The organism is Paenibacillus caseinilyticus (assembly GCF_027533645.1).
GTDB classification, from domain to species: Bacteria; Bacillota; Bacilli; order Paenibacillales; family NBRC-103111; genus Paenibacillus_G; species Paenibacillus_G caseinilyticus.
This window is the reverse complement of the sequence record NZ_JAQAGY010000008.1, coordinates 127,044-146,785: the sequence shown is the minus strand read 5'-3', so window position 1 is coordinate 146,785 and position 19,742 is coordinate 127,044. Positions and strand designations below refer to the sequence as shown.

The 19,742-nt window shown below is 59.5% G+C and carries 26 protein-coding genes; 23 read left to right on the top strand and 3 right to left on the bottom strand.

Annotated features, from left to right (window positions below; all coding sequences use genetic code 11):
• The first annotated feature begins 5 nt into the window (after positions 1-5).
• The 4 genes from O9H32_RS14310 (at position 6) to O9H32_RS14295 (ending at position 3,028) form a co-directional block, all read left to right on the top strand.
• Entirely contained in the window at positions 6-680 is a 675-nt protein-coding gene (locus O9H32_RS14310) for an HAD family hydrolase (RefSeq protein WP_269866785.1), read from the top strand.
• Positions 681-734: 54 nt separating this feature from the next.
• On the top strand, positions 735-1,007 hold the full coding sequence (locus tag O9H32_RS14305) for a hypothetical protein (protein WP_269866784.1): 273 nt from the start codon (positions 735-737) through the stop codon (positions 1,005-1,007).
• Between the two features lie 78 nt (positions 1,008-1,085).
• On the top strand, positions 1,086-1,673 hold the full coding sequence (locus O9H32_RS14300; RefSeq protein ID WP_269866921.1) for a histidine phosphatase family protein: 588 nt from the start codon (positions 1,086-1,088) through the stop codon (positions 1,671-1,673).
• A gap of 98 nt (positions 1,674-1,771) precedes the next feature.
• A complete protein-coding gene (locus O9H32_RS14295; RefSeq protein WP_269866783.1) occupies positions 1,772-3,028 on the top strand; it encodes an aspartate kinase in 1,257 nt (418 codons plus the stop codon).
• Positions 3,029-3,069: 41 nt separating this feature from the next.
• Here the strand turns inward: O9H32_RS14295 and O9H32_RS14290 are convergent, their stop codons facing one another.
• From O9H32_RS14290 to O9H32_RS14280, 3 genes are all read right to left on the bottom strand, one after another.
• Positions 3,070-3,534, bottom strand: coding sequence for a DUF441 domain-containing protein (locus tag O9H32_RS14290; protein WP_269866782.1), 465 nt, complete (start codon positions 3,532-3,534; stop codon positions 3,070-3,072).
• A 96-nt stretch (positions 3,535-3,630) separates the two neighbouring features.
• Positions 3,631-4,383, bottom strand: coding sequence for a 2-phosphosulfolactate phosphatase (locus O9H32_RS14285; RefSeq protein ID WP_269866781.1), 753 nt, complete (start codon positions 4,381-4,383; stop codon positions 3,631-3,633).
• Positions 4,384-4,408: 25 nt separating this feature from the next.
• Complete coding sequence (locus O9H32_RS14280) at positions 4,409-5,248, bottom strand: phosphosulfolactate synthase (protein WP_269866780.1); 840 nt, start codon at positions 5,246-5,248, stop codon at positions 4,409-4,411.
• A gap of 166 nt (positions 5,249-5,414) precedes the next feature.
• On the opposite strand from O9H32_RS14280, the gene O9H32_RS14275 reads away from it, so the two are divergent.
• The 19 genes from O9H32_RS14275 (at position 5,415) to O9H32_RS14185 (ending at position 19,552) form a co-directional block, all read left to right on the top strand.
• Positions 5,415-5,681 carry a YqhV family protein gene (locus tag O9H32_RS14275; protein WP_269866920.1) on the top strand — a complete coding sequence of 89 codons (267 nt, stop codon included), beginning with the start codon at positions 5,415-5,417 and terminating at the stop codon, positions 5,679-5,681.
• Between the two features lie 75 nt (positions 5,682-5,756).
• The gene (gene spoIIIAA / locus O9H32_RS14270; RefSeq protein ID WP_269866779.1) at positions 5,757-6,761 is read left to right on the top strand and encodes a stage III sporulation protein AA; all 1,005 of its coding nucleotides are present in this window, start codon (positions 5,757-5,759) and stop codon (positions 6,759-6,761) included.
• Between the two features lie 43 nt (positions 6,762-6,804).
• The gene (gene spoIIIAB / locus O9H32_RS14265) at positions 6,805-7,323 is read left to right on the top strand and encodes a stage III sporulation protein SpoIIIAB (protein ID WP_269866778.1); all 519 of its coding nucleotides are present in this window, start codon (positions 6,805-6,807) and stop codon (positions 7,321-7,323) included.
• A 57-nt stretch (positions 7,324-7,380) separates the two neighbouring features.
• A complete protein-coding gene (spoIIIAC, locus tag O9H32_RS14260; RefSeq protein ID WP_013916387.1) occupies positions 7,381-7,584 on the top strand; it encodes a stage III sporulation protein AC in 204 nt (67 codons plus the stop codon).
• A 19-nt stretch (positions 7,585-7,603) separates the two neighbouring features.
• Complete coding sequence (spoIIIAD, locus tag O9H32_RS14255; protein ID WP_269866777.1) at positions 7,604-7,993, top strand: stage III sporulation protein AD; 390 nt, start codon at positions 7,604-7,606, stop codon at positions 7,991-7,993.
• A 40-nt stretch (positions 7,994-8,033) separates the two neighbouring features.
• On the top strand, positions 8,034-9,275 hold the full coding sequence (spoIIIAE, locus tag O9H32_RS14250; protein WP_406627315.1) for a stage III sporulation protein AE: 1,242 nt from the start codon (positions 8,034-8,036) through the stop codon (positions 9,273-9,275).
• Between the two features lie 91 nt (positions 9,276-9,366).
• Entirely contained in the window at positions 9,367-10,137 is a 771-nt protein-coding gene (gene spoIIIAF, locus O9H32_RS14245) for a stage III sporulation protein AF (protein ID WP_269866776.1), read from the top strand.
• A gap of 5 nt (positions 10,138-10,142) precedes the next feature.
• Positions 10,143-10,775: a stage III sporulation protein AG gene (spoIIIAG, locus tag O9H32_RS14240; protein ID WP_269866775.1), complete on the top strand. Its 633-nt coding sequence runs from the start codon at positions 10,143-10,145 to the stop codon at positions 10,773-10,775.
• A gap of 55 nt (positions 10,776-10,830) precedes the next feature.
• On the top strand, positions 10,831-11,727 hold the full coding sequence (locus O9H32_RS14235) for a SpoIIIAH-like family protein (RefSeq protein WP_269866774.1): 897 nt from the start codon (positions 10,831-10,833) through the stop codon (positions 11,725-11,727).
• Positions 11,728-12,025: 298 nt separating this feature from the next.
• Complete coding sequence (gene accB / locus O9H32_RS14230) at positions 12,026-12,517, top strand: acetyl-CoA carboxylase biotin carboxyl carrier protein (RefSeq protein WP_269866773.1); 492 nt, start codon at positions 12,026-12,028, stop codon at positions 12,515-12,517.
• Between the two features lie 14 nt (positions 12,518-12,531).
• Positions 12,532-13,890 carry an acetyl-CoA carboxylase biotin carboxylase subunit gene (accC, locus tag O9H32_RS14225; RefSeq protein WP_269866772.1) on the top strand — a complete coding sequence of 453 codons (1,359 nt, stop codon included), beginning with the start codon at positions 12,532-12,534 and terminating at the stop codon, positions 13,888-13,890.
• A gap of 319 nt (positions 13,891-14,209) precedes the next feature.
• Complete coding sequence (locus tag O9H32_RS14220; protein WP_269866771.1) at positions 14,210-14,623, top strand: Asp23/Gls24 family envelope stress response protein; 414 nt, start codon at positions 14,210-14,212, stop codon at positions 14,621-14,623.
• Positions 14,624-14,697: 74 nt separating this feature from the next.
• The gene (amaP, locus tag O9H32_RS14215; protein WP_269866770.1) at positions 14,698-15,258 is read left to right on the top strand and encodes an alkaline shock response membrane anchor protein AmaP; all 561 of its coding nucleotides are present in this window, start codon (positions 14,698-14,700) and stop codon (positions 15,256-15,258) included.
• Positions 15,259-15,273: 15 nt separating this feature from the next.
• Positions 15,274-15,513 carry a DUF2273 domain-containing protein gene (locus O9H32_RS14210; RefSeq protein WP_269866769.1) on the top strand — a complete coding sequence of 80 codons (240 nt, stop codon included), beginning with the start codon at positions 15,274-15,276 and terminating at the stop codon, positions 15,511-15,513.
• A gap of 112 nt (positions 15,514-15,625) precedes the next feature.
• Positions 15,626-16,090: a transcription antitermination factor NusB gene (gene nusB, locus O9H32_RS14205; protein ID WP_269866768.1), complete on the top strand. Its 465-nt coding sequence runs from the start codon at positions 15,626-15,628 to the stop codon at positions 16,088-16,090.
• 78 nt (positions 16,091-16,168) lie between these two features.
• On the top strand, positions 16,169-17,035 hold the full coding sequence (gene folD / locus O9H32_RS14200; protein WP_269866767.1) for a bifunctional methylenetetrahydrofolate dehydrogenase/methenyltetrahydrofolate cyclohydrolase FolD: 867 nt from the start codon (positions 16,169-16,171) through the stop codon (positions 17,033-17,035).
• A gap of 6 nt (positions 17,036-17,041) precedes the next feature.
• Positions 17,042-18,427, top strand: a complete 1,386-nt coding sequence (gene xseA, locus O9H32_RS14195) for an exodeoxyribonuclease VII large subunit (protein WP_269866766.1) — start codon at positions 17,042-17,044, stop codon at positions 18,425-18,427.
• A complete protein-coding gene (xseB, locus tag O9H32_RS14190) occupies positions 18,402-18,650 on the top strand; it encodes an exodeoxyribonuclease VII small subunit (RefSeq protein ID WP_269866765.1) in 249 nt (82 codons plus the stop codon). The genes xseA and xseB overlap by 26 nt, the downstream gene beginning before the upstream one ends.
• Complete coding sequence (locus O9H32_RS14185; protein WP_269866764.1) at positions 18,647-19,552, top strand: polyprenyl synthetase family protein; 906 nt, start codon at positions 18,647-18,649, stop codon at positions 19,550-19,552. Before xseB ends, O9H32_RS14185 begins: the two co-directional genes overlap by 4 nt.
• Positions 19,553-19,742 lie beyond the last annotated feature (190 nt).

Genomic DNA, 19,742 nt, shown 5'->3' with positions numbered 1-19,742 from the left:
CCGTTATGTGGAAGAGCGGAGTGCGCGGCGTGATCTTCGATATGGACAATACACTGCTTTCCTCCCGGATCGATTTTGCCGCGATGAAGGCGGACGTGTACCGGTTGCTAAAAGCCTGGGGGGCGCTGCCGGATGGGCTCACGGCCGAGCTCCATACGACGGCCACGCTGATCGAACTGGCCAAAGAGCAGGGCCTCGAGGCCGGGAGGCTGAAGCATATCTGGGAGATCGTCTCGGAGCATGAGCTGCGCGGGATGGAGGGGGCGGATCCCGAGCCTGGGGTGGAGGACATGCTGAGGCGTCTGCAGGGCACGCTTCCGCTGGCCATTGTCACCAACAATGCGGAGCCTGCAGCACGTGCCGCCTTGGAGCTCACTGGCCTCTCGCGCTACATCGACCTTCTTGTGGGCCGCGAAGGAATGCGGGCTCTGAAGCCATCCTCCTCCGGGTACGAGACGGTCCTGGCGAATTACCCGGACATTCCGCCGGCTGCATGGGTGTCGCTCGGGGATTCCTGGATTGACGGCAAAGGGTCGTCGGACGCCGGTATTCCCTTCGTAAGCTACCGGAGCGCCGAGGGAATCATGGAGGCGCGGGGGATTAGGGTGGTAGGCCGGATCATGCATATGGACGAGTGGATTCTTTGGCTGCAGACGGCAAGAGGACCTGCAGAGGGTTGAACGGAAAGCCGGTAACGGGAAACGAACAAGCGAAGGTTTCATCGGGAGGAAATCATGGGTAAAATCCTTAAAAACGCATTGTTGTTCAGTGTGGGGCTTCATGTGCTCTATTTTGGGTATAAAATCGGGTACGGGATGTATCTCACACTCACCTACGTGCCCGAGATCGTAGAGGCGTCCGCAGCCTCTTCAGCGCTGCCGGAGCAGGTGAGCTTCGGAAGCGTTCCTGCCTTTGGTGGCCTGGACTATTTGTGGAGCTTCCTAGGCTGGATGGGGCTGTATCTGCTTCTGATTCATCCGCTGCTCCGCAAAAGGACGAGCAGGTGAACCGCAGCGCGAATCTTCGAATGAAGACAGGCGGCTGCCGCATAAGAATAGTAAACTCAAGGTGCCGGGGTGAAAATAATGGACATGGTCTTTGTGCTTCACGGCGAGTCGGAACACTCGCTCAATGAGGAAGGGCGTATGATGAAGGATCCCAGGCTGACCGAAGCCGGGCGCAGGGAAGCGGAGCGGCTGCGGCTGCGGTTCCGGCTGAGCGCGGCGGATGCCGTCCTCGCCGGGCCGACCCTGCGGATGCTGGAGACGGCGCAGTTGTGGACGCTCGGCTCGGAATGCACGCGGATGGCCCATCCGCTCGTGGGACCGCGCCAGCATCCGGTGTGCTATGACTTCCGCACGCATCCCTGCGATCTGCCGCTGGAGCAAGGACGCCTCCGCGCGGACTTCCCGGACTGGGAGATGCCGGCCGATCTGCCGGAACACTTGTGGCTGCAGGGAATTCATACGCTGCCGGGCCTTCTGTTCGCCCAGCAGGCTGACCGCTTCCTGCAATGGTGCCGCCAGCTTCAGAAGGAACGCGTGTTCATCGTAACCGATGCGGGGACCACGGATGCCTATATAGACCACATCCGCTCCCGCTGCTCGCAGTCGAAGGGAGCCTGCCGTGTCAATCCGCACGGCCAAGATTGGCGGTTCGCGATCTCCGTCTGAGTGTTTCGACAATTTACTATTTTTTTATTTCAAGTGAACAGAGGCATATGCTATAATCTCTTATTAGTTGTATAAGTTTGTTTAGGGAGTGAGCAGCTTTGTCTCTGATAGTAATGAAATTCGGCGGAAGCTCCGTAGGTACTCCGGAGCGGATGAAGCGCGTAGCCTCCCGGATTGTCGAGAGGAAGCGCGAGGGCCATGGATGCGTTGTTGTCGTCTCTGCCATGGGGGATACGACAGACGAACTGATCGACCTGTCCAAGCAGATTGCGGACGGCAATCCTCCGGCACGTGAGATGGATATGCTCCTGACCACCGGCGAGCAGGTATCCGTAGCCCTGCTGTCCATGGCAATACATAGTTTAGGCGAACCGGCCGTCTCCTTCACCGGGTGGCAGGCAGGGATGTATACCGAATCCGTACACGCCAAAGCGCGGATTACAGATATTCAGCCGAAGCGGATCCTCGCGGCCCTTGAAGAAGGCAAAGTCGTTATCGTTGCGGGATTCCAAGGCATGAGCGAAGAAGGCGAGATCACGACGCTCGGCCGCGGCGGCTCGGATACGACGGCCGTAGCCCTGGCTGCTTCGATCAAGGCGGATGTATGCGAGATCTTCACGGATGTCGACGGCATCTACTCGACCGACCCGCGTGTAGTGAAGTGTGCGCGGAAGCTCGGCGTCATCTCCTATGACGAGATGCTGGAGCTGGCTAACCTCGGCGCAGCCGTACTTCACCCGCGTGCGGTGGAATACGCCAAGAACTACAACGTATCGCTGGTCGTAAGATCCAGCTTTAACCATAATGAAGGAACTTACGTGAAGGAGGAAGCGGCGATGGAACAAGGCATCGTAGTCCGGGGCATTGCTTACGATAAGAACGTGGCGAGAATCAGTATTTTGGGTGTGGAAGAGAAACCGGGCCAGCTGGCCAAAGTATTCACGGCGCTGGCTAACGCCCAGGTCGACGTGGATATCATCGTACAAAGCGGTGTGCTCAACGGCTTGGCCGACTTCTCGTGCACGGTCTCCCTGGCCGACCGCGAAACGGCGCTTGAAGCGATCGAAGCGATCCGTCCGAGCGTAGGCTACCGCGAAGTGACTTCGGAGACGGACCTGGTGAAAGTATCCATCGTCGGTGCGGGCATGGTATCGACGCCGGGCGTCGCAGCCAAGATGTTCGAAGTCATATCCGATCTTGGCATCTCGATCCTGCTCGTGAGCACGTCCGAGATCAAGACATCCTGCGTCATCGAGAGCAGCCGCCTGAACGAAGTGATCAGCGCACTTCATACGGCCTATGGTCTGGATACGCAAGAAACCGCCTTTGTAGGCGGTCCGTCCGAGCGTCGATAAGGCCTGCGGGGTTCAACATCCGGAGGGAGCAGCGCCTGCGCCTACCCCAGCTTGTTGAACACAAAAGTGAACAGCTTGAGCAGGAATGCGGTAATCCCGGCGGCCATGAGGGGTCCGACCGGGATTCCTTTTAGAAAAACGATACCGAAGATCGAACCGATGACAAGGCCCACAATCATTTGTGGGTCTATTTTTAATAGCTCCAGCCCCTTGCCGTTCATGTAGGTGGCGATGGCTCCTCCGAGCAGAGCCAGGATGCCGGGCCACGTGGTGAATATCGAGGTAACGTCTTTGACCGAGATACGTTCGCTGGCGAATGGCACAAGCACCCCCATCGTTAGGAAGAGCAGCCCGAGTTCGAGGCCTCTGCGTTCAATGGTGGGGAGGTAGCGGTCGAGGCTGATCAGCTTGACGATCAGCAGCACGCAGGCCGCCGTGGTTATGATATGCGAGCGCCCGATCAGTCCGATGATGATCAGTGCAACCAGCAGAATGTCTCCGTTCATCGCCTTGGCCCCTTGTCCTCGTGGATTCTCTCTATGTTTATGAGGACAGGGTGTATTTCATGTATTTCAATAATAGCCCGATTCCCTTGTTCCGGATCACAAAGGGTTCAGAGGAACATCCGGCATGAGCCGGCCGCTGCGGATCTCGGGAGCCGAAGCGATCGCATTCAGCCGGGAGCAGAACGCGACATCCTCCCGGTATCCGAGTGAGACGAGGCGGCGCCCGTTCTCGCAGGCGAGGAGGGCCGCTTCCATGTTGTCCTTGGCGGCCCTGTAAGCATGCATCATGGAGAGGCCGAAGTCGTTCACCTGGGGCAGGTCGGCTTGCCGTCCGGTACCGGCAGGGCACGAGGGCTGCAGCAGCTCGTCGACGATGGCACCGGCCCCAAGGCCGTCTTCCAAAGAGAAGATGTCCCGGGTGCCGGAGCACAGAATGACGATTTCCTTGCCGAGGCTCTGCGCTTTGCGGGCGCAGGCCTGCGCGTTGAGCAGGGAGCCGACGAGAATACGGCCCGCCTGTTCCGCCTTGCGGATGGCGCGCGTGCCGTTGGTCGTCGTCATGATGAGTACGCTGCCCGCGATGGCGGAGGGGGTGTACTCCGCCGGCGAATTGCCTAGGTCGAAGCCGGGAATCCGGCGGCAGCCGCGCTCCCCGCCGAGCAGGTGGCCCGGGCCCTGAAGCTCTTTGGCCTGCTCGACCGTCTCGACCGGAATCACGGCGCTGCAGCCGTTCGAGAGTGCGGCGAGCATCGTGGAGGTAGCCCTCAGCACATCGATGACGATGACGGTTTTGCGCCGGAGCTCCTCTACACGCGCCTCTTGAATGGTAGGGATAACCCTGATATTCATGGGGAGAATCTCTCCTCTTCCTCTACTAAATCTCCCACGCCCAGGACGGGTCTCCCACATGGCGGCCCTGATTGCCGAGCAGCAGGGTGTCCGAGCGCAGTGCCCGGCGGAGCGCTTCAAGCGAGATTACATCCGATGGCGCGATGTTGCCGAGATGAATGCCGGTGCCGAGCATATGCATCAAGTGAACCTGCTGCTCTTTGTGCGGAGCTTCCCATAGGAGCAGATCCGGACTCGGCACGTTCTTCAGCACCATCGATATTTCCTCATCCTTACAGCCGCCTTGTTCGTCGAAAATCCCGACGCCTTTCCCCGATTCCCTGCCTTCAATCGTCACGAGGGCCGCCCCGAGCTCCGAATCCACCGTAACGGTCTCGATGAGCTCCTGCAGCTCGATCGCCGAGCCCCAGCCCTTTTTGCCGTATTCCGTGATGACAGTCAGGCCCTCGTCGAGCCCCCGGCAGATCAATTCGCTGCGCTGGCTTCGCGGAACCTCAATGGTCCCGTCCGACACCTCCAGGGCGCTGAAGCCAAGCTGAGCAACCATATCGAAGAAGGGCTTCACGGCTCCCTGCCGGATCGCCACCTCCAGGAACGTGCCTCCCGGATACACGAGAATATCGTGCGCTTTGACCATCTCTATCTTTTGCTGCAGGAAAGCCGCCGGGTAGAGCGGCGAAGTGCCGAATCCGATTTTGAGCATGTCGATATAAGGGCCTGCTGTGGCGAGCAAATCTTCCAGGGCATGCAGCCCCAGACCCTTGTCAATGACCATGGTCTGCCCCAGGCTTCTCGGTTTGCCGGTCCGCACGCCGGTCGGATCGCTTAGCAGGGGATGCCACTGTCCCGGTGGTGTAACCTCCATGTCCAATCGCCTCGCTGTACTCTATGGTTTTGGAATTCCCCACAGCATATGCGCATTCGGATGGGGTGGTGCCCGGATCGCCTAAATGAAGCCTAAGGATGCCTAAATGGAGACGAGCCCGCATACATTGGGGAGGAGAAACCAAGGTGGAGGGAATCCCATGTCGATGATCAACAAAATCGTACTGAGTATGGCCGTGCTGCGGCTGCTGTCGGGGTCAGTCGAGATTATGGCGGCACTGCTGATGCTGAGATTCAATCAGATTGAGAAAGCGCTGCTTGTGAATTCGGGCTTGGCGCTGGTCGGCCCGCTCGTGCTGTTGACCACTACGACCATCGGTCTGGTGGGACTTGCGGATAAGCTCTCGGTGGGCAAGTTCGTCTGGGTGCTGGCGGGGGTGGCGTGTCTCTTTATCGGAATCTTAAAAAAGTGATGGGACTCTGTCATATTTCAGTAGGCGGGGCATACATTGGATTAGTAAAGATGGACAGCTTGGGGGGATAGCGCTTTGATCCAATCACTCTTACCTTACTTCTCTGCTCCGCTGCAGAGCATTCTAGCGGCTCTACCAGCGCACATGCAGAGCGATCTGCAGGAAATCCGGATTCGCGAGAATCGCCCGCTCGAACTGGTCCGGGGCAGCGGCAGCCGTTTCGTCACGGCGGAGGGGCGGACGGCAGAAGACGTTACGAAGGCGTACAGGCCCACCAGGGAAGACTGCCGGACGTTGCTGGAGCTGCTTACGCAGCATTCGCTCTATACGTTCGAAGAAGAGCTGAAACGCGGTTATATCACGATTGCGGGCGGACACCGGGTAGGCTTGGCGGGCCGGACCATCGTGGAGCAGGGCTGCGTCAAGTACGTGAAGGATGTCGCCTCCTTCAATATCCGGCTCGCCCGGGAATGGAAAGGGGCGGGGGCCGGTGTAGCGGCCCACCTGCTGGAGCCCGGCACCGGCCGGCTCTGCCGGACGCTGGTGGTCTCGCCGCCGCAGCTCGGCAAGACGACGCTGGTGCGGGACCTTGCAAGGCTGCTCAGCACCGGATCCCCGGAGGCGGGCCTTGCAGGCCGCAGCTTCAAGGTCGGCATCGTCGACGAACGCTCCGAGATCGCTGCCTGCGTGCGGGGCGTGCCCCGCTTCGATGTCGGCCCGCGGACCGATGTGCTGGACGGCTGCCCGAAAGCGGAGGGCATGATGATGATGATCCGCTCGATGTCGCCCGAGGTGCTTATCGCCGATGAGATCGGCCGAAGCGAGGATGCGGCGGCGATCCATGAGGCGCTCCACGCGGGCATTGGACTGATCGTCACCGCCCACGGCAGGGATGTGGACGATGTGCGGCAGCGTCCGATCTTGAGGGAGCTGCTGCAGGAAGGGGTATTCGACCGCTTCGTCGTCCTGTCGCGGGCGGCGGGGGAAGGCTCCCGGTCCGGGGCGCCCCGCTCCGCCGTGTACAATGCCGCCGGACAGCGGATAGACGAGCGTCTAGCGCTGAGAGGGGGCCTGGCCTGATGCGCCAGAGAACGGCAAGCGCCCGGGGACGGGGGCATCCGCCATGCTGAAGCTGCTCGGCGCCGCGCTCGTGCTCTTGGCCGGCACACTCTTCGGCTTCCACCAGGCGTCCCAGCTCGCCCGCCGACCGAAGCAGATCGCGGATCTCATCCGGCTGCTCCAGCGGCTCGAGAGCGAGATCCTCTATGGCTTCACCCCGCTGCCCGAGGCGCTGCGGCGCACGGGCGGCACCTGCGCCGCACCGGTCGGTACGCTGTTCCTGGAGGCAGCCGGTGAGCTGGAGAGGTCAACCGGGCAATCGGCAGCAGGCATCTGGCATAAGGCGGTAACCCGTTCCTGGCGCGCGACATCCATGAAGGCGTCCGAGCGCGAGGTGCTCCTGCAGCTGGGGCACACCCTTGGGCTGACCGACCGCGAGGATCAGGTCAAGCATCTGCGCCTGGCCGTCTCCCAGCTGCAGGGCGAGTCGGATACCGCAAGAGACGAGCAGCAGCGTTACGAGCGGATGTGGAAGAGCCTGGGTGTGCTGATGGGTGCCTTGGCCGTCATCTTGATGTATTGACCCGTTGGGAACGGGAAGACCGATGCCGGGTTCTGGTAAAGGGGTGAGGTGCCGCCAATGAACGTGGATGTAGACGCGATATTCCAGATTGCCGGCATCGGCATCATTATCGCAATGATTCATACCGTGCTGAAGCAGATGGGCAAGGAAGATATGGCCCACTGGGTGACGGTTATCGGGTTTGTCGTCGTGCTGTTCATGGTGGTCAGCCTGCTCGACAGCCTATTCAAAGAAATCAAAGCCATATTCCTCTTCCAGTAGGCAGGGAGGCTAAGGACGGATGGAGATAATCCAGATCGTGGGGCTGGGGCTCATCACGACGATACTAGTGCTTGTTATCAAAGAGCAGAAGCCCATGTTCGCCTTCCTCCTCACCGCTTTCACCGGGATCACGATCTTTCTGTTTCTCATCGGCAAAATCGCGCTGGTGATCGGCGTGCTGGAGGATTTGGCGAACAGGGCCGACATCAACATGATTTTTTTGAAGACGATTCTCAAAATCATAGGCATTGCGTATATCGCGGAATTCGGGGCCCAAATCGTGAGGGACGCAGGCCAGGAGGCTGTGGCCTCCAAGATTGAGCTGTCAGGCAAAATCCTGATCATGGTCATGGCGATCCCGATCGTCTCGGTTATTATCGATACGGTCGTGAAGCTGCTGCCGGCCTGACTGGCGGAGGGGGACAAGGCGGGGAAACCGGGGGGAGACCATGCGGGACAAGGTAGGCCGTGGGAGCGGCGCGCTGGGTGTGCAGAGATACCAAGGCCGGGAATGGCTCATCTTGCTGGCGGTGATGTTCGTGCTGCTGCTCGGCAGCGGAGGACTGTCTGGGGGCATCGGCGGAGCTCTGGCGGCCACGCCGGCGGAAGAGCTCGTAAGGCAGCAGGCGCAGCATCTGCCGCTCGACACGGTCGAAGGCTTCTGGACACGCCTGGTTCAGCAGTACGGCGGGTACTTTCCGGATGCGAGGGCGCCTTCCTTCATGGACCTGCTGCTCGGAGCCAAGGAAATTTCCTTCGCGGGGATGATGCAGGGGCTGCTCCGGTACCTGTTCCACGAACTGCTCTACAACGGCAAGCTGCTCGTGTCCATTGTCATCCTGACCATCTTCAGTATGCTGCTGGAGACTCTGCAGAGCTCCTTCGAGAAGAACACGGTAAGCAAGATTGCCTATTCGATCTCATTCCTGGTCCTGATGATTATGGCAGTGAATTCGTTCAGCGTCGCCATCGGATATGCCAAGGAGGCGATCGGCGACATGATTCACTTCATGATCGCGGTCGTCCCGCTGCTGCTGACACTGCTGGCTTCGATGGGCAATGTGGTCTCGGTATCCGTGCTGCATCCCCTGATTGTCTTCATGGTCCATGCGGTGGGTACGGTGGTCTACTTCGTGGTTTTCCCGCTGCTGTTCTTCTCGGCGGTGCTCCATATCGTCAGCGCGCTGTCGGACAAATACAAAGTCACCCAGCTGGCGAACCTGCTGCGGACGATCTCGCTGGCGTGCCTCGGCATCTTCGTGACCGTATTCCTCGGCGTCATCTCGGTACAGGGGGCGGCCGGTTCGGTAGCGGACGGCGTGACGATCCGGACGGCGAAGTACATCGCGGGCAACTTCGTCCCGGTCGTAGGCAGGCTGTTCTCGGACGCTTCGGAGACGGTCATCGGCGCTTCGCTGCTCGTGAAGAATGCGGTCGGCCTGGCGGGCGTGGTGATCATCCTGGTGATCTGCGCCTTCCCTGCGATCAAAATCATCGTCCTGGCCCTGATCTACAACCTGTCGGCGGCCATCATGCAGCCGCTGGGCGACAATCCGATGATCTCGTGCCTGGAGACGATCGGCAAAAGCCTGATCTACGTATTCGCCGCTCTAGCCGTCGTCGGGCTGATGTTCTTCCTCGCCATCTCGATCATGATTGCCGCCGGCAATGTATCGGTCATGATGCGCTGAGCATGGCAGGCAGTTCGTGTGATGACAGCGTACGGATACAGAAGGACATACGTGAGGGTAGGGGAGAAAGCCGGGCAAAGGAGGGGGAGCCTTGGATTGGCTTAGCGGTTGGCTGAAGTCGGTAATCCTGGTGATCCTCCTGGCTACCTTCGTGGATCTGCTGCTGCCCAATGCGACCATGCAGCGTTACGTCAAGACGGTCATCTCGCTCTTCCTGCTCCTGACGCTGATGCAGCCCCTGCTATCGCTGTTCTCGGGTCCCGGCGAACTCGACAAACGCCTGACAGCCGCGCTCTTTCAGAGTGCAGGGCAGGGGCAGGGACAGCCGATCGAGTCCCTGCCGGCGATCCAGCAGAGGGCGCAGGCCCTTCAGCGCAGCCGGGAAGCGGAGGCGCATCAGGTGGTCCGCCAGCAGGTGGCCGACCTGATGAAACGCAAGCTTGAGAGCACGGCGGGTGTCAAGGTCCGGCAGATTCAGGTGGAGACCGCAGCCGGCGAGAGCGGCCAAGCCGAGATCCGGAGCGTGTCCGTCACCTTCGCGCCGCAGCCGGTGAAGCCTGTCGGAGGAAGTGACGGAGGAGGCGGCCGAGGGGACGAAGCGAGTGCCGGGGCCATGAAGCCTGTGCAGCCGATACAGCCGGTACAGCCGGTACAGCCCGTGCAGGGACTGGATATCCGGATCGGTAAGGATGAAGAGCGGAGTGCCGATGCGGCATCCCTGCTGAAGGAGGGGGAAGCGGCGGAACGGGCACCTGAGCTTCTGCAGAAGAAGACGGAGATCATCCGGCTGCTCTCGCAGGATTGGCAGCTGGAGGAGAGCCAGATCAAGCTCGAAGTGGATTCGGATGCGCTCGGGAGGTGAGGAGCATGGGCTCAGGCTGGAAAGGTCTCGGCGATTGGTTCGGAGGGGGGCCGGGAGGGACGAAGCGGATGCAGACCTTCCGCTGGCTGCTGCTGATGGGGCTGGTTGGCGCGGCTTTCATGATATTGAACTCGTTCATTACCGTTAAGGACGTCGGTACGACGGAGCCCGCACGGGCCTCCCCTTCCGCACCGGCGGACCAGCCGGTCTTCTCGCCGGGCAAGGAGCGCAGCCCCTTCCGCGAATACGAGGAAGCGTACCAGTCCCAGCTCAAAGAAATGCTGTCGAAAATGGTTGGCGTCGGGGAAGTGGAGGTAATGGTCACGATTGAATCCACGGAGGAGATCGTTGTCCATGAGAACCGCAAGGATGTCGAGCAGATTACCAACGAGAAGGATCATCAAGGCTCCACCAGACATATTACCGAGATCAATAAAAGCGGGGAAGTCGTGATCTATGAAGTGTCGGGGGGCAAGCAGCCGCTGATTACGAAAACGATTAAGCCCAAGATCCGCGGCGTGCTCGTCATCGCCAAGGGGGCGGAGAACCTGACGGTCAAGAAGATGATATCGGAAGCCGTGGAGCGGGGGCTCGAAGTGCCTCCCCACCGTATTTCGATCCAGCCTAGAAAGCAGTAGCCGGACGCGAAGCGGGATGGACAGGCGAATAACCTTTTGAAGGAGGATTACAAGGATGAACACGAAGAGACAAACGGTGTGGCTCGTATCGATGCTGAGTTTGATGGTGGTGCTGTCAGCATACTACCTCTTCACTGAAGACGTGAACCAGGTTGATGTGAAGACGGCGGGTACGGCGGCGAAAGAGTTGACGCTCAATACCGGCCAGCTGGACGGACTGCAGCAGACCGCAGCGCCGGAAGCGGCAGCCAAACAAGGTGCCGCAGCCGGAGAGGGAGCGAAAGCGGACGGGAAGTCCGCAGCTCAGACCGAGCCGAAAACGGACGCAAAGGCCGCTGACCCTAAGGCACCGGATTCCAAGGCAGCGGATCCGAAAGCGGCGGAGCCGAAGGCCGATGCGCAATCGTCCGCTCCCGAGGCGGGGCAGAAAGCGGCCGACAACAAGAACGAGCACAAAGAGAGCAGCACCAAAACCGACAAGCCGTCTTCTGCCGCTCCCGGCGCTTCGGATACGCCTGCGGCCCAGCCGGTATCGAAGACGGAATCGTCCCTCTCAGCGGCAGACGCAAAGGTGCTCCAGCAGCTGCAGACGGGCGCGCAGAGCGGTACGGGGTATTTCAATGACCTTCAGATGACCCGCGAAACCGAGATCTCGAAGAAGAGCGAGCAGCTCGTGAACCTCATCGCGGATACGAAGCAGACGACGCAGGCCGCCGCCGATGCCCAGGCCGAGCTGCTCAAGCTGCAGGACCTCGAAGCGAAGATCGAATACTTCGAAGGGCAGCTGAGCCAGACATACCACCAGGCTGTCGTCACGCAGGATGGGGCGAAGTGGAAGGTGACGGTGCAGGCTGACAAGCTCGACCGCAGCCAGGCGTACAGCATTACCGACCAGGCGATGAAGGAACTCGGCATTGCGAAGGAGAATATCGCTGTTACGTTCAAGCCGTAAGGACCGCTTTACTGAACGTATTGGTTTCAGAGCCCGGGCGCTGCCGGGCTCTTTTTTTGTTGGGAGCCCTCTTTCTGGGGCAGGCCTGAAGGGCGCGGCGGGATAGGGGCGGTGCAGGCCCCCGAAGAGGGCCGAGAAGCACTCTTTTCCCAAATTGGTACCTCGTACCAAGAAACTCTTTCCTTCATAACAGATTGTGATATAATAACAACGTCGTTTGTTTCGCTATGTTGCGTACCGGACAGGCCGTATGCGCCGTGCCGCGCTTCGCAACAAGACGCCCAAAGGAGTGAATTTCGTGTTTAAACTAAGTGAAATCAAGGAACTGATCAAGGCTGTGGACGCATCGACTCTGCAGGAGCTGGAGATCGAAAGCGAGGGCTCCCGTCTTGTGATCCGCAAACCTAACAAAACCGAGCAGGTGATCTACGCCTCCGCTCCGGCTGCTCCTGCTTTCGCTCCTGTGGTAGGCCAACATACTGCACCGCCGACCGTCCCCGCAGCCGTACCTGTACAAGCGCCCGTAGAAGGCAAGGCAGCGGACGCCCATTTACATACAATTACTTCCCCTATGGTGGGAACCTTCTATGCATCCCCGTCCCCGGGCGCTGCGTCATTCGTCACGAAGGGCAGCGGTATCAAGGAGAAGACGATTGTCTGCATCATCGAGGCCATGAAGCTCATGAACGAGATCGAAGCCGAAGTGAAAGGCGAAATCGTCGAAGTGCTCGTAGAGAACGGACAACTGGTCGAGTACGGTCAGCCGCTCTTTAAGGTGAAGCCGGAGTAGAAGGAGAGATCCCATTGAAGTTCCAAAAAGTACTTATCGCCAACCGGGGCGAGATTGCGGTCCGTATTATCCGCGCCTGCCGGGAGCTCGGCATATCGTCCGTCGCCGTCTATTCGGAAGCTGACCGGGATGCGCTGCATGTCCGTTTGGCCGACGAAGCCTATTGTATCGGGCCAACTTTGTCGAAAGACAGTTATTTGAATTACACGAATATCATGAGTGTAGCCACGCTTACCGAAACCGACGCCATCCACCCGGGATACGGATTCCTGGCGGAGAATGCCGACTTCGCGGAAATTTGCGAGAGCTGCAACATCACGTTCATCGGCCCGTCGCCGGAAGCCATCTCGCGTATGGGGGACAAGGCGGTCGCGAAGCAGACGATGAAGGATGCGGGCGTGCCGGTTATTCCCGGATCGGACGGGCTGGTCGAGGATATCGAGGAAGCGATCCGTCTCGGGCGGGAGATCGGTTACCCGCTGATCATCAAAGCAACGGCCGGAGGCGGGGGCAAGGGAATCCGGCTGGCGGATAACGAGGAGATGCTCGTTCAGCAGATCACGGCGGCCCAGCAGGAAGCTCAGAAGGCGTTCGGCAACGCAGGCGTGTACCTCGAGAAATACTTGACGGGGATGAAGCACGTGGAGATCCAGATTCTGGCGGACAAGCACGGCAATGTCGTCCATCTGGGCGAGCGCGACTGCTCGGTTCAGCGCCGCCGCCAGAAGCTGGTGGAAGAGGCGCCGTGTCCGATCCTTACGCCGGAGACGCGGGAAGCGATGGGGGCTGCGGCCGTCCGAGCCGCGCAGGCCGTGAACTACTCGGGCGCCGGGACCCTGGAGTTCCTGCTGGGGCAGGACGGGCAGTTCTACTTCATGGAAATGAACACCCGCATCCAGGTAGAGCATCCGGTCACGGAGCTGATCACCGGCGTCGATATCATCAAGGAGATGATCCGGGTAGCCGAGGGCGAGCCGCTCTCCTTCTCGCAGGAAGACGTGAAGATCAACGGCTGGGCGATCGAATGCCGGATCAACGCGGAAGACCCTGAACGCAATTTCATGCCTTCCGCAGGCCAGATCAAGTTCTACCTTCCGCCGGGCGGCTTCGGCGTCCGGGTCGATTCCGCTGCCTACCAAGGCTACACGATTCCGCCGCATTATGATTCCATGATCGCGAAGCTGATCGTCTGGGGGGCAACCCGTGACGAAGCGGTTCAGCGGATGAAGCGGGCGCTTGCGGAGTTCGCGGTCGAAGGCATTCATTCGACGATCGGGTTCCACTTGAAGCTTCTCGAGCACAAGAAGTTTCTTGCGGGCGATTTTGATATCAAATTCCTGGAAGAGCACGACGTGAACGACCCGAATTCGTAAGGGACCCGCTTCATTGTCATATTTTTGCGGTAATGGTATAGTATATAAGATAAACGGCTTATCCATCCCGGGCAGGGACGGTGTGCGTTTATTCTTGGATACCCGTTGTCCGTAGCAGGAAGCGCGCAGGTTATCATCATTGCATGTTCATATGGGCTGGAGACCGGGCAGGCGCCAGAGGCGTTCTGCCGGTCTTACATCCAGAAGGAAGCAAGCGAATTCATGGCCGGCAAAAGGGAAGTCGTAAGGGCAGGATGTTTACGGTACCGGTTTGCAGTGTTTGTATTTGCGGGCGCATAACGACGAGGAGGTCTATCCAATGAGCACATTGGCTGCGGATTATGAGAAGACCGAGATGGGCACAATCCAGATTGCCCCGGAAGTAATTGAAATCATCGCCGGCATGGCCGCGGTAGAAGTACCGGGCGTGGCCGGGATGAGCGGCGGATTCGCCGGCGGGATCGCCGAGCTGCTGGGCCGCAAGAATATGGCCAAGGGCGTGAAGGTGGAAGTCGGGCAGCGGGAAGCGGCCATCGACGTATCCATTGTCATCGAATTCGGCACGCGGATTCCTGAAGTGGCAAACGGTGTGCAGCAGAACGTGAAGCAGGCTATCGAGTCGATGACGGGACTCAGCGTCATTCAAGTGAACGTGCACATTCACGATGTCATCTTCAAGGGCGCGGAGAAACCGGAAGAGCCGGAAGCGGCAGGCCCCGGCCGAGTAAAATAAAAGCGAGAATCCGGTTGAACCCCCTGACGGAGCGTTTGGGGGTTTCCTCCGTATAACGGAAGGAGTCAGGGATCGTGGTCAAAGTTCTCGACAGACTGCTGCTTTTTCTTTTTAGCATCGCCGTATTGATCCTAGCCATCGTCTGCCTCTGCGGGGCATTCGGCCTGATTTCGCTGGAGACCGCCGGTCATTTTGTGGTTAACGTGTATCAAAGTTTCCATACCGCAGTGACTTTCATCGCGGCTGCAGTGGTGCTGGCTCTGATCTCCATCCGGTTCCTGTATGTGTCGGTCCGCAGGGACAAAGCATCGGCTCCGTCGATCGACCAGCGGACGGAGTTCGGAGACATCCGTATCTCGATGGATACAGTGGAGAACCTGGCCTTGAAGGCAGCTGGGCGCTCCAGGGGGGTGAAGGACCTGCGTGCCCGGGTGAAGGTGAACCAGGCGGGCCTGGAGATCGTGGTGAGGGCGATCGTGGACGGTGAGAGCTCCATTCCCGGTATGACCGAGGAGATGCAGGCGAATGTGAAGCGCCACATCGAGGACATTACCGGCATTCCGGTGGCGTTCGTATCGGTATTCATCGCGAATATCCAGCAGTCGTCCCCCACTTTCAAAAGTCGAGTGGAATAGAGGTGAGCTCCCCGGATGTGGATGCGGATTTGGGAACAGCTGTGGGAAGGTCACAGGGGTAAGACAGCGGGCGTGCTGGCCGGCAGCGGGCTCGGCATCATTTATTTGTTCTTTGGCTTCTGGCGTATGTTAATCTTTCTCTTTATCGTATATACTGGGTATTATATAGGGAAAAAGATGGACCGGAACGAATCGGTGTTTCCCGCTGAAAGCACCTGGCGCTGGCTGATGGACAAATGGAGACTGTTCCGATAGAATCCTTGGGATAGCCCCAAGGATTTTCTTATGGTCAGAAGGCAGGACAAGCAGTTGTAACGAGGGCCCGGCTCCCGCACGGAACGGGTTACCACAGGAGGACGTAACGAGAATGAGAAGAAGATTGGCCAGAGAATTGGCAGTCCAGAGTTTGTATCAATTGGAGATGAATGAAGTAACATCCGGGGATGCGATCGCCCATGTGGTGGAAGAAGCCCAGACGGATGACGAAGGACAACTGACCCGCGACCGCGACCAGATCACCACGCAGTCGATCCAGGAACTGGTGGAGGGGACGGTCACCCATAAAAGACAGATCGACGGCTTGTTGTCGGATTATCTGAAGGGGTGGCAGATGGACAGGCTCTCCCGCGTCGACCGGCAGATTCTGAGGCTCGCTGCGTATGAGATGGTGTTCCGGGAAGACGTACCGCCCAAGGTCGTTGTCAACGAGGCGATCGAGATGGCGAAGCACTTCGGTACAGACGAATCGGGCAAGTTCGTGAACGGCGTTCTCGGCAAGATGATCAAGGATCTGGATACCCTCCGGAAGCCGAACCCGGCGCCGGAGGCTTAAGGCCGGAAGCCATAGCTGGAACAAATCAACCCGAACTTTAGATAGAAGCAAGCCGAACAGGGACGAGGAGGAAACGGGATGTCTGCACAAGTAATCAACGGGAAAGAAATCGTGGCTGCGTACCGCGCTGAAATCAAGGATGAGGTCGAAGCACTGAAAGGCCGGGGCGTTCAACCCGGCCTTGCTGTCGTGATCGTGGGAGACGATCCGGCTTCGCACGTGTATGTCCGCAACAAAGCCAAGGCCTGCGAGGAGGCCGGCATGCATTCGGAAGTGTACCAGCTTCCGGAAGCAACGCCGGAGGCTGAAGTGCTGGAGTTGATCGCGAAGCTCAACGGCAACCCCGCGATTCACGGCATTCTGGTCCAATCGCCGCTGCCGAAGCATATCTCCGAGGAGCGGATTGTCGAGAGCATCGATCCGGGCAAAGATGTGGACTGCTTTCATCCGGTGAACGTGGGGAACCTCATGATCGGCAAAGAGGGCCCGGCCCCATGTACGCCTGCCGGCGTCATCGAGATTCTCAAGAAGATCGGCGTAGAGATCGCAGGCAAGCATGCGGTCGTGATCGGCCGCAGCAATATTGTCGGCAAACCGATGGCGATGCTGCTGCTGCGCGAGCATGCCACCGTTACCGTATGCCATTCGCGCACGCAGAACATGGAAGAAATTACGCGTCAGGCGGACATCCTGGTAGCAGCGGTCGGCAGACCGAAGATGATTAACCGCAGTCATGTGAAGCCGGGCGCGGTCGTGATCGATGTGGGCATCAACCGCCTCGATACCGGTAAGCTGGCGGGCGACGTCGATTTCGACGATGTGCTGGAGACGGCGGGATGGGTGACGCCGGTACCGGGCTGTGTCGGCCCCATGACGATTACCATGCTGCTCCGCAACACCCTCGAATCGGCTCAGCGCACAGCGCAAGCAGAAGCGGTACGGTAGAGAGCCATGGCTACGGTCAAGGACAAGCAGGTCTACTCGATCAAGGAGCTGAACCGTTTCATCAAGATGCTCCTGGAGGGCAACAACCGGCTGCAGGATGTGTGGGTGCGCGGGGAGATTTCGAACTTCACCCATCACTCCTCGGGGCATATGTATTTCACGCTGAAGGATGCCGACAGCCGGCTGAAGGGCATTATGTTCGCTTCCTACAACCAGAAGCTGGGCTTTATTCCGCGGGAAGGCACGAAGGTGCTGGCCTGCGGCAATATATCCGTCTATGAACGGGACGGGCAGTATCAATTCTATGTCACGCAGATGCAGCCCGACGGCATCGGCTCCCTCTATCTCGCCTTCGAGCAGCTGAAGAAGAAGCTGGAGGCGGAAGGGCTATTCGATGCGCAGCGCAAGAGGGCGATCCCGAAGTATCCGCGCAGCATCGGCGTGATTACTTCGCCTACGGGAGCGGCGGTCCGCGATATTATCATCACGCTGCAGCGGAGATATCCGAATGTGCCGGTCTTGCTCTATCCTGTACTCGTACAGGGCAAGGGGGCGGCGCCTTCGATCGTGAAGGCGATCCGGGAGATGAATACCCGCGGGGAAGCCGACGTGCTTATTGTCGGCCGAGGCGGCGGCTCGCTCGAAGAGCTGTGGGCGTTCAACGAAGAGACCGTCGCCCGGGCCATCGCAGCCTCAGCCATCCCGGTCATCTCGGCGGTAGGCCACGAGACGGACTTCACGATCGCGGACTTCGCCGCCGACCTTCGCGCGGCAACCCCGACGGCCGCTGCGGAACTGGCAGTACCCCACCATCAGGAGCTGAAGGGGCAGGTGGGGTATCTGCGCCAAGGATTGCAGGCCGGGTTGTCCAAGCAGCTCGAACGCAGCCGCGAGAAGCTGCGCAGGCTGCAGCGCTCGCCGTATCTGACGGATCCGCGCCGGCAGCTGCTGCTGCACCCCGCCCAGCGGCTCGACCGCTTGAAGGAGCAGCTGGCTTTCAAGGCGAATGCCCGGGTGGCCCGGGCGCACGAGAGGCTGATCCGCACGGAGCGGCGCTTATCGTCATTCAACCCGCGGGAGCAGGTCGTCTTCTCCCGGCGGCAGCTCGATGCCGTGCAGCGCCAGCTCAGACAGGCGATGCAGGCCGGGCTCAAGAACAAAACGCAGGAGCTCGTATCCGCGATGCGCCAGCTCGATGCGCTCAGTCCGCTGAAGGTGATGCAGCGGGGCTACGGCCTTGTGTATGACGAACAAGAACAAGTGCTGGTCAAATCCGTCCGGCAGGTGCAGCTCGGAGATGTCTTGAAGCTGCGGCTGGTTGACGGACGGGTAGACTGCCACGTATGGTCAATGGAGGAGAATCTGGATGACAACGCAGGAAGCGACGCCTAGTTTTGAGCAGGCAATGGATCAGCTGGAGCGCATCGTAGCCCAGCTGGAGAGCGGCGATGTGCCGCTGGAGAAAGCGATCGAGCTGTTCCAGGAGGGTATGCGCTTATCGCAGCTCTGCGGCCAGAAGCTCGAGCAGGTCGAACGCAAGATTGAAATTCTCGTAGAACAGGAAGGCGGCATGGTCAAGAAGCCGTTCCAGCCTGGCGAAGGGGAAGCGCGATGAGTCCGGAAGCAGGCATCAAAGAATATATCGCGGTTCTGGCCGGACGCGTCGAAGACGAGCTGAAGACCTCGCTTCCGGCGCAGTGGAACGTGCCAGGCCCCCTGCGGGAGTCGGTCATGTATTCGCTCATGGCCGGAGGCAAACGGCTGCGGCCGATTCTCGTACTCGCTGCGGCCGAAGCGCTGCAGGGCAGGACGGAAGCGGCGATGCCGGTCGCTCTTGCCGTCGAGATGATTCACACGTATTCCCTGATCCACGACGATCTGCCGGCGATGGACAATGACGACTACCGCCGAGGGAAGCTGACGAATCATAAGGTGTATGGCGAGGCTATGGCCATCCTGGCCGGCGATGCGCTGCTTACGCATGCGTTCTATACGGTAGTGCAGTCAGCGAGGCGTCATGATGTCCGCAGCGAGGTAGTCGCGGATATCGTCGAAGAGCTGGCGAAGCTGTCCGGTGCACCGGGCATGGTCGGAGGGCAGGCCGCCGATATGCTCGGGGAGCAGGGGCTGACGAAGCTCGAGGAGCTCGAATACATCCACCTGCACAAGACAAGCGATCTCATCGTCTTCTCGCTGAAGGCGGGAGGGCGGATTGCCGGGGCCACAGGAGAGCAGCTGGACGCGCTCGAGCGGTTCGGCACGTGCATCGGCCTCGCCTTCCAGATCCAGGATGATATTCTGGATCTCATCGGAGACGAGCAGAAGCTGGGCAAGCCGGTTCAGAGCGATGTCAAGCAGGGCAAAGTCACCTACCCTTACTTCATCGGACTCGAAGCTTCCGAAGCCAAAGTGGCGGAGCTTACGGCGGAAGCGAAACAGGCGATTCGTGACGGGGGCTTCCCCGAGCCGAAAAGGCTGCTGGAGCTGGCCGATTACTTGATGAAGCGGGATCACTAATCCCGGGCCCAAGCAGCGTGAAGGCTGACGCAAGCGGTGCTTGTTCATTTGAGCCGCCGTGCGCCCGTGTGCTATAATGACGACGTATGCGCTGTCACAAGGGCCACGGCTGCTGCGGCGCCGGCTCCAAGAATGATCCTCTATGGGGTTCACCGAATTCATGAATAAAGGAACGGCAATTGCCGCACAC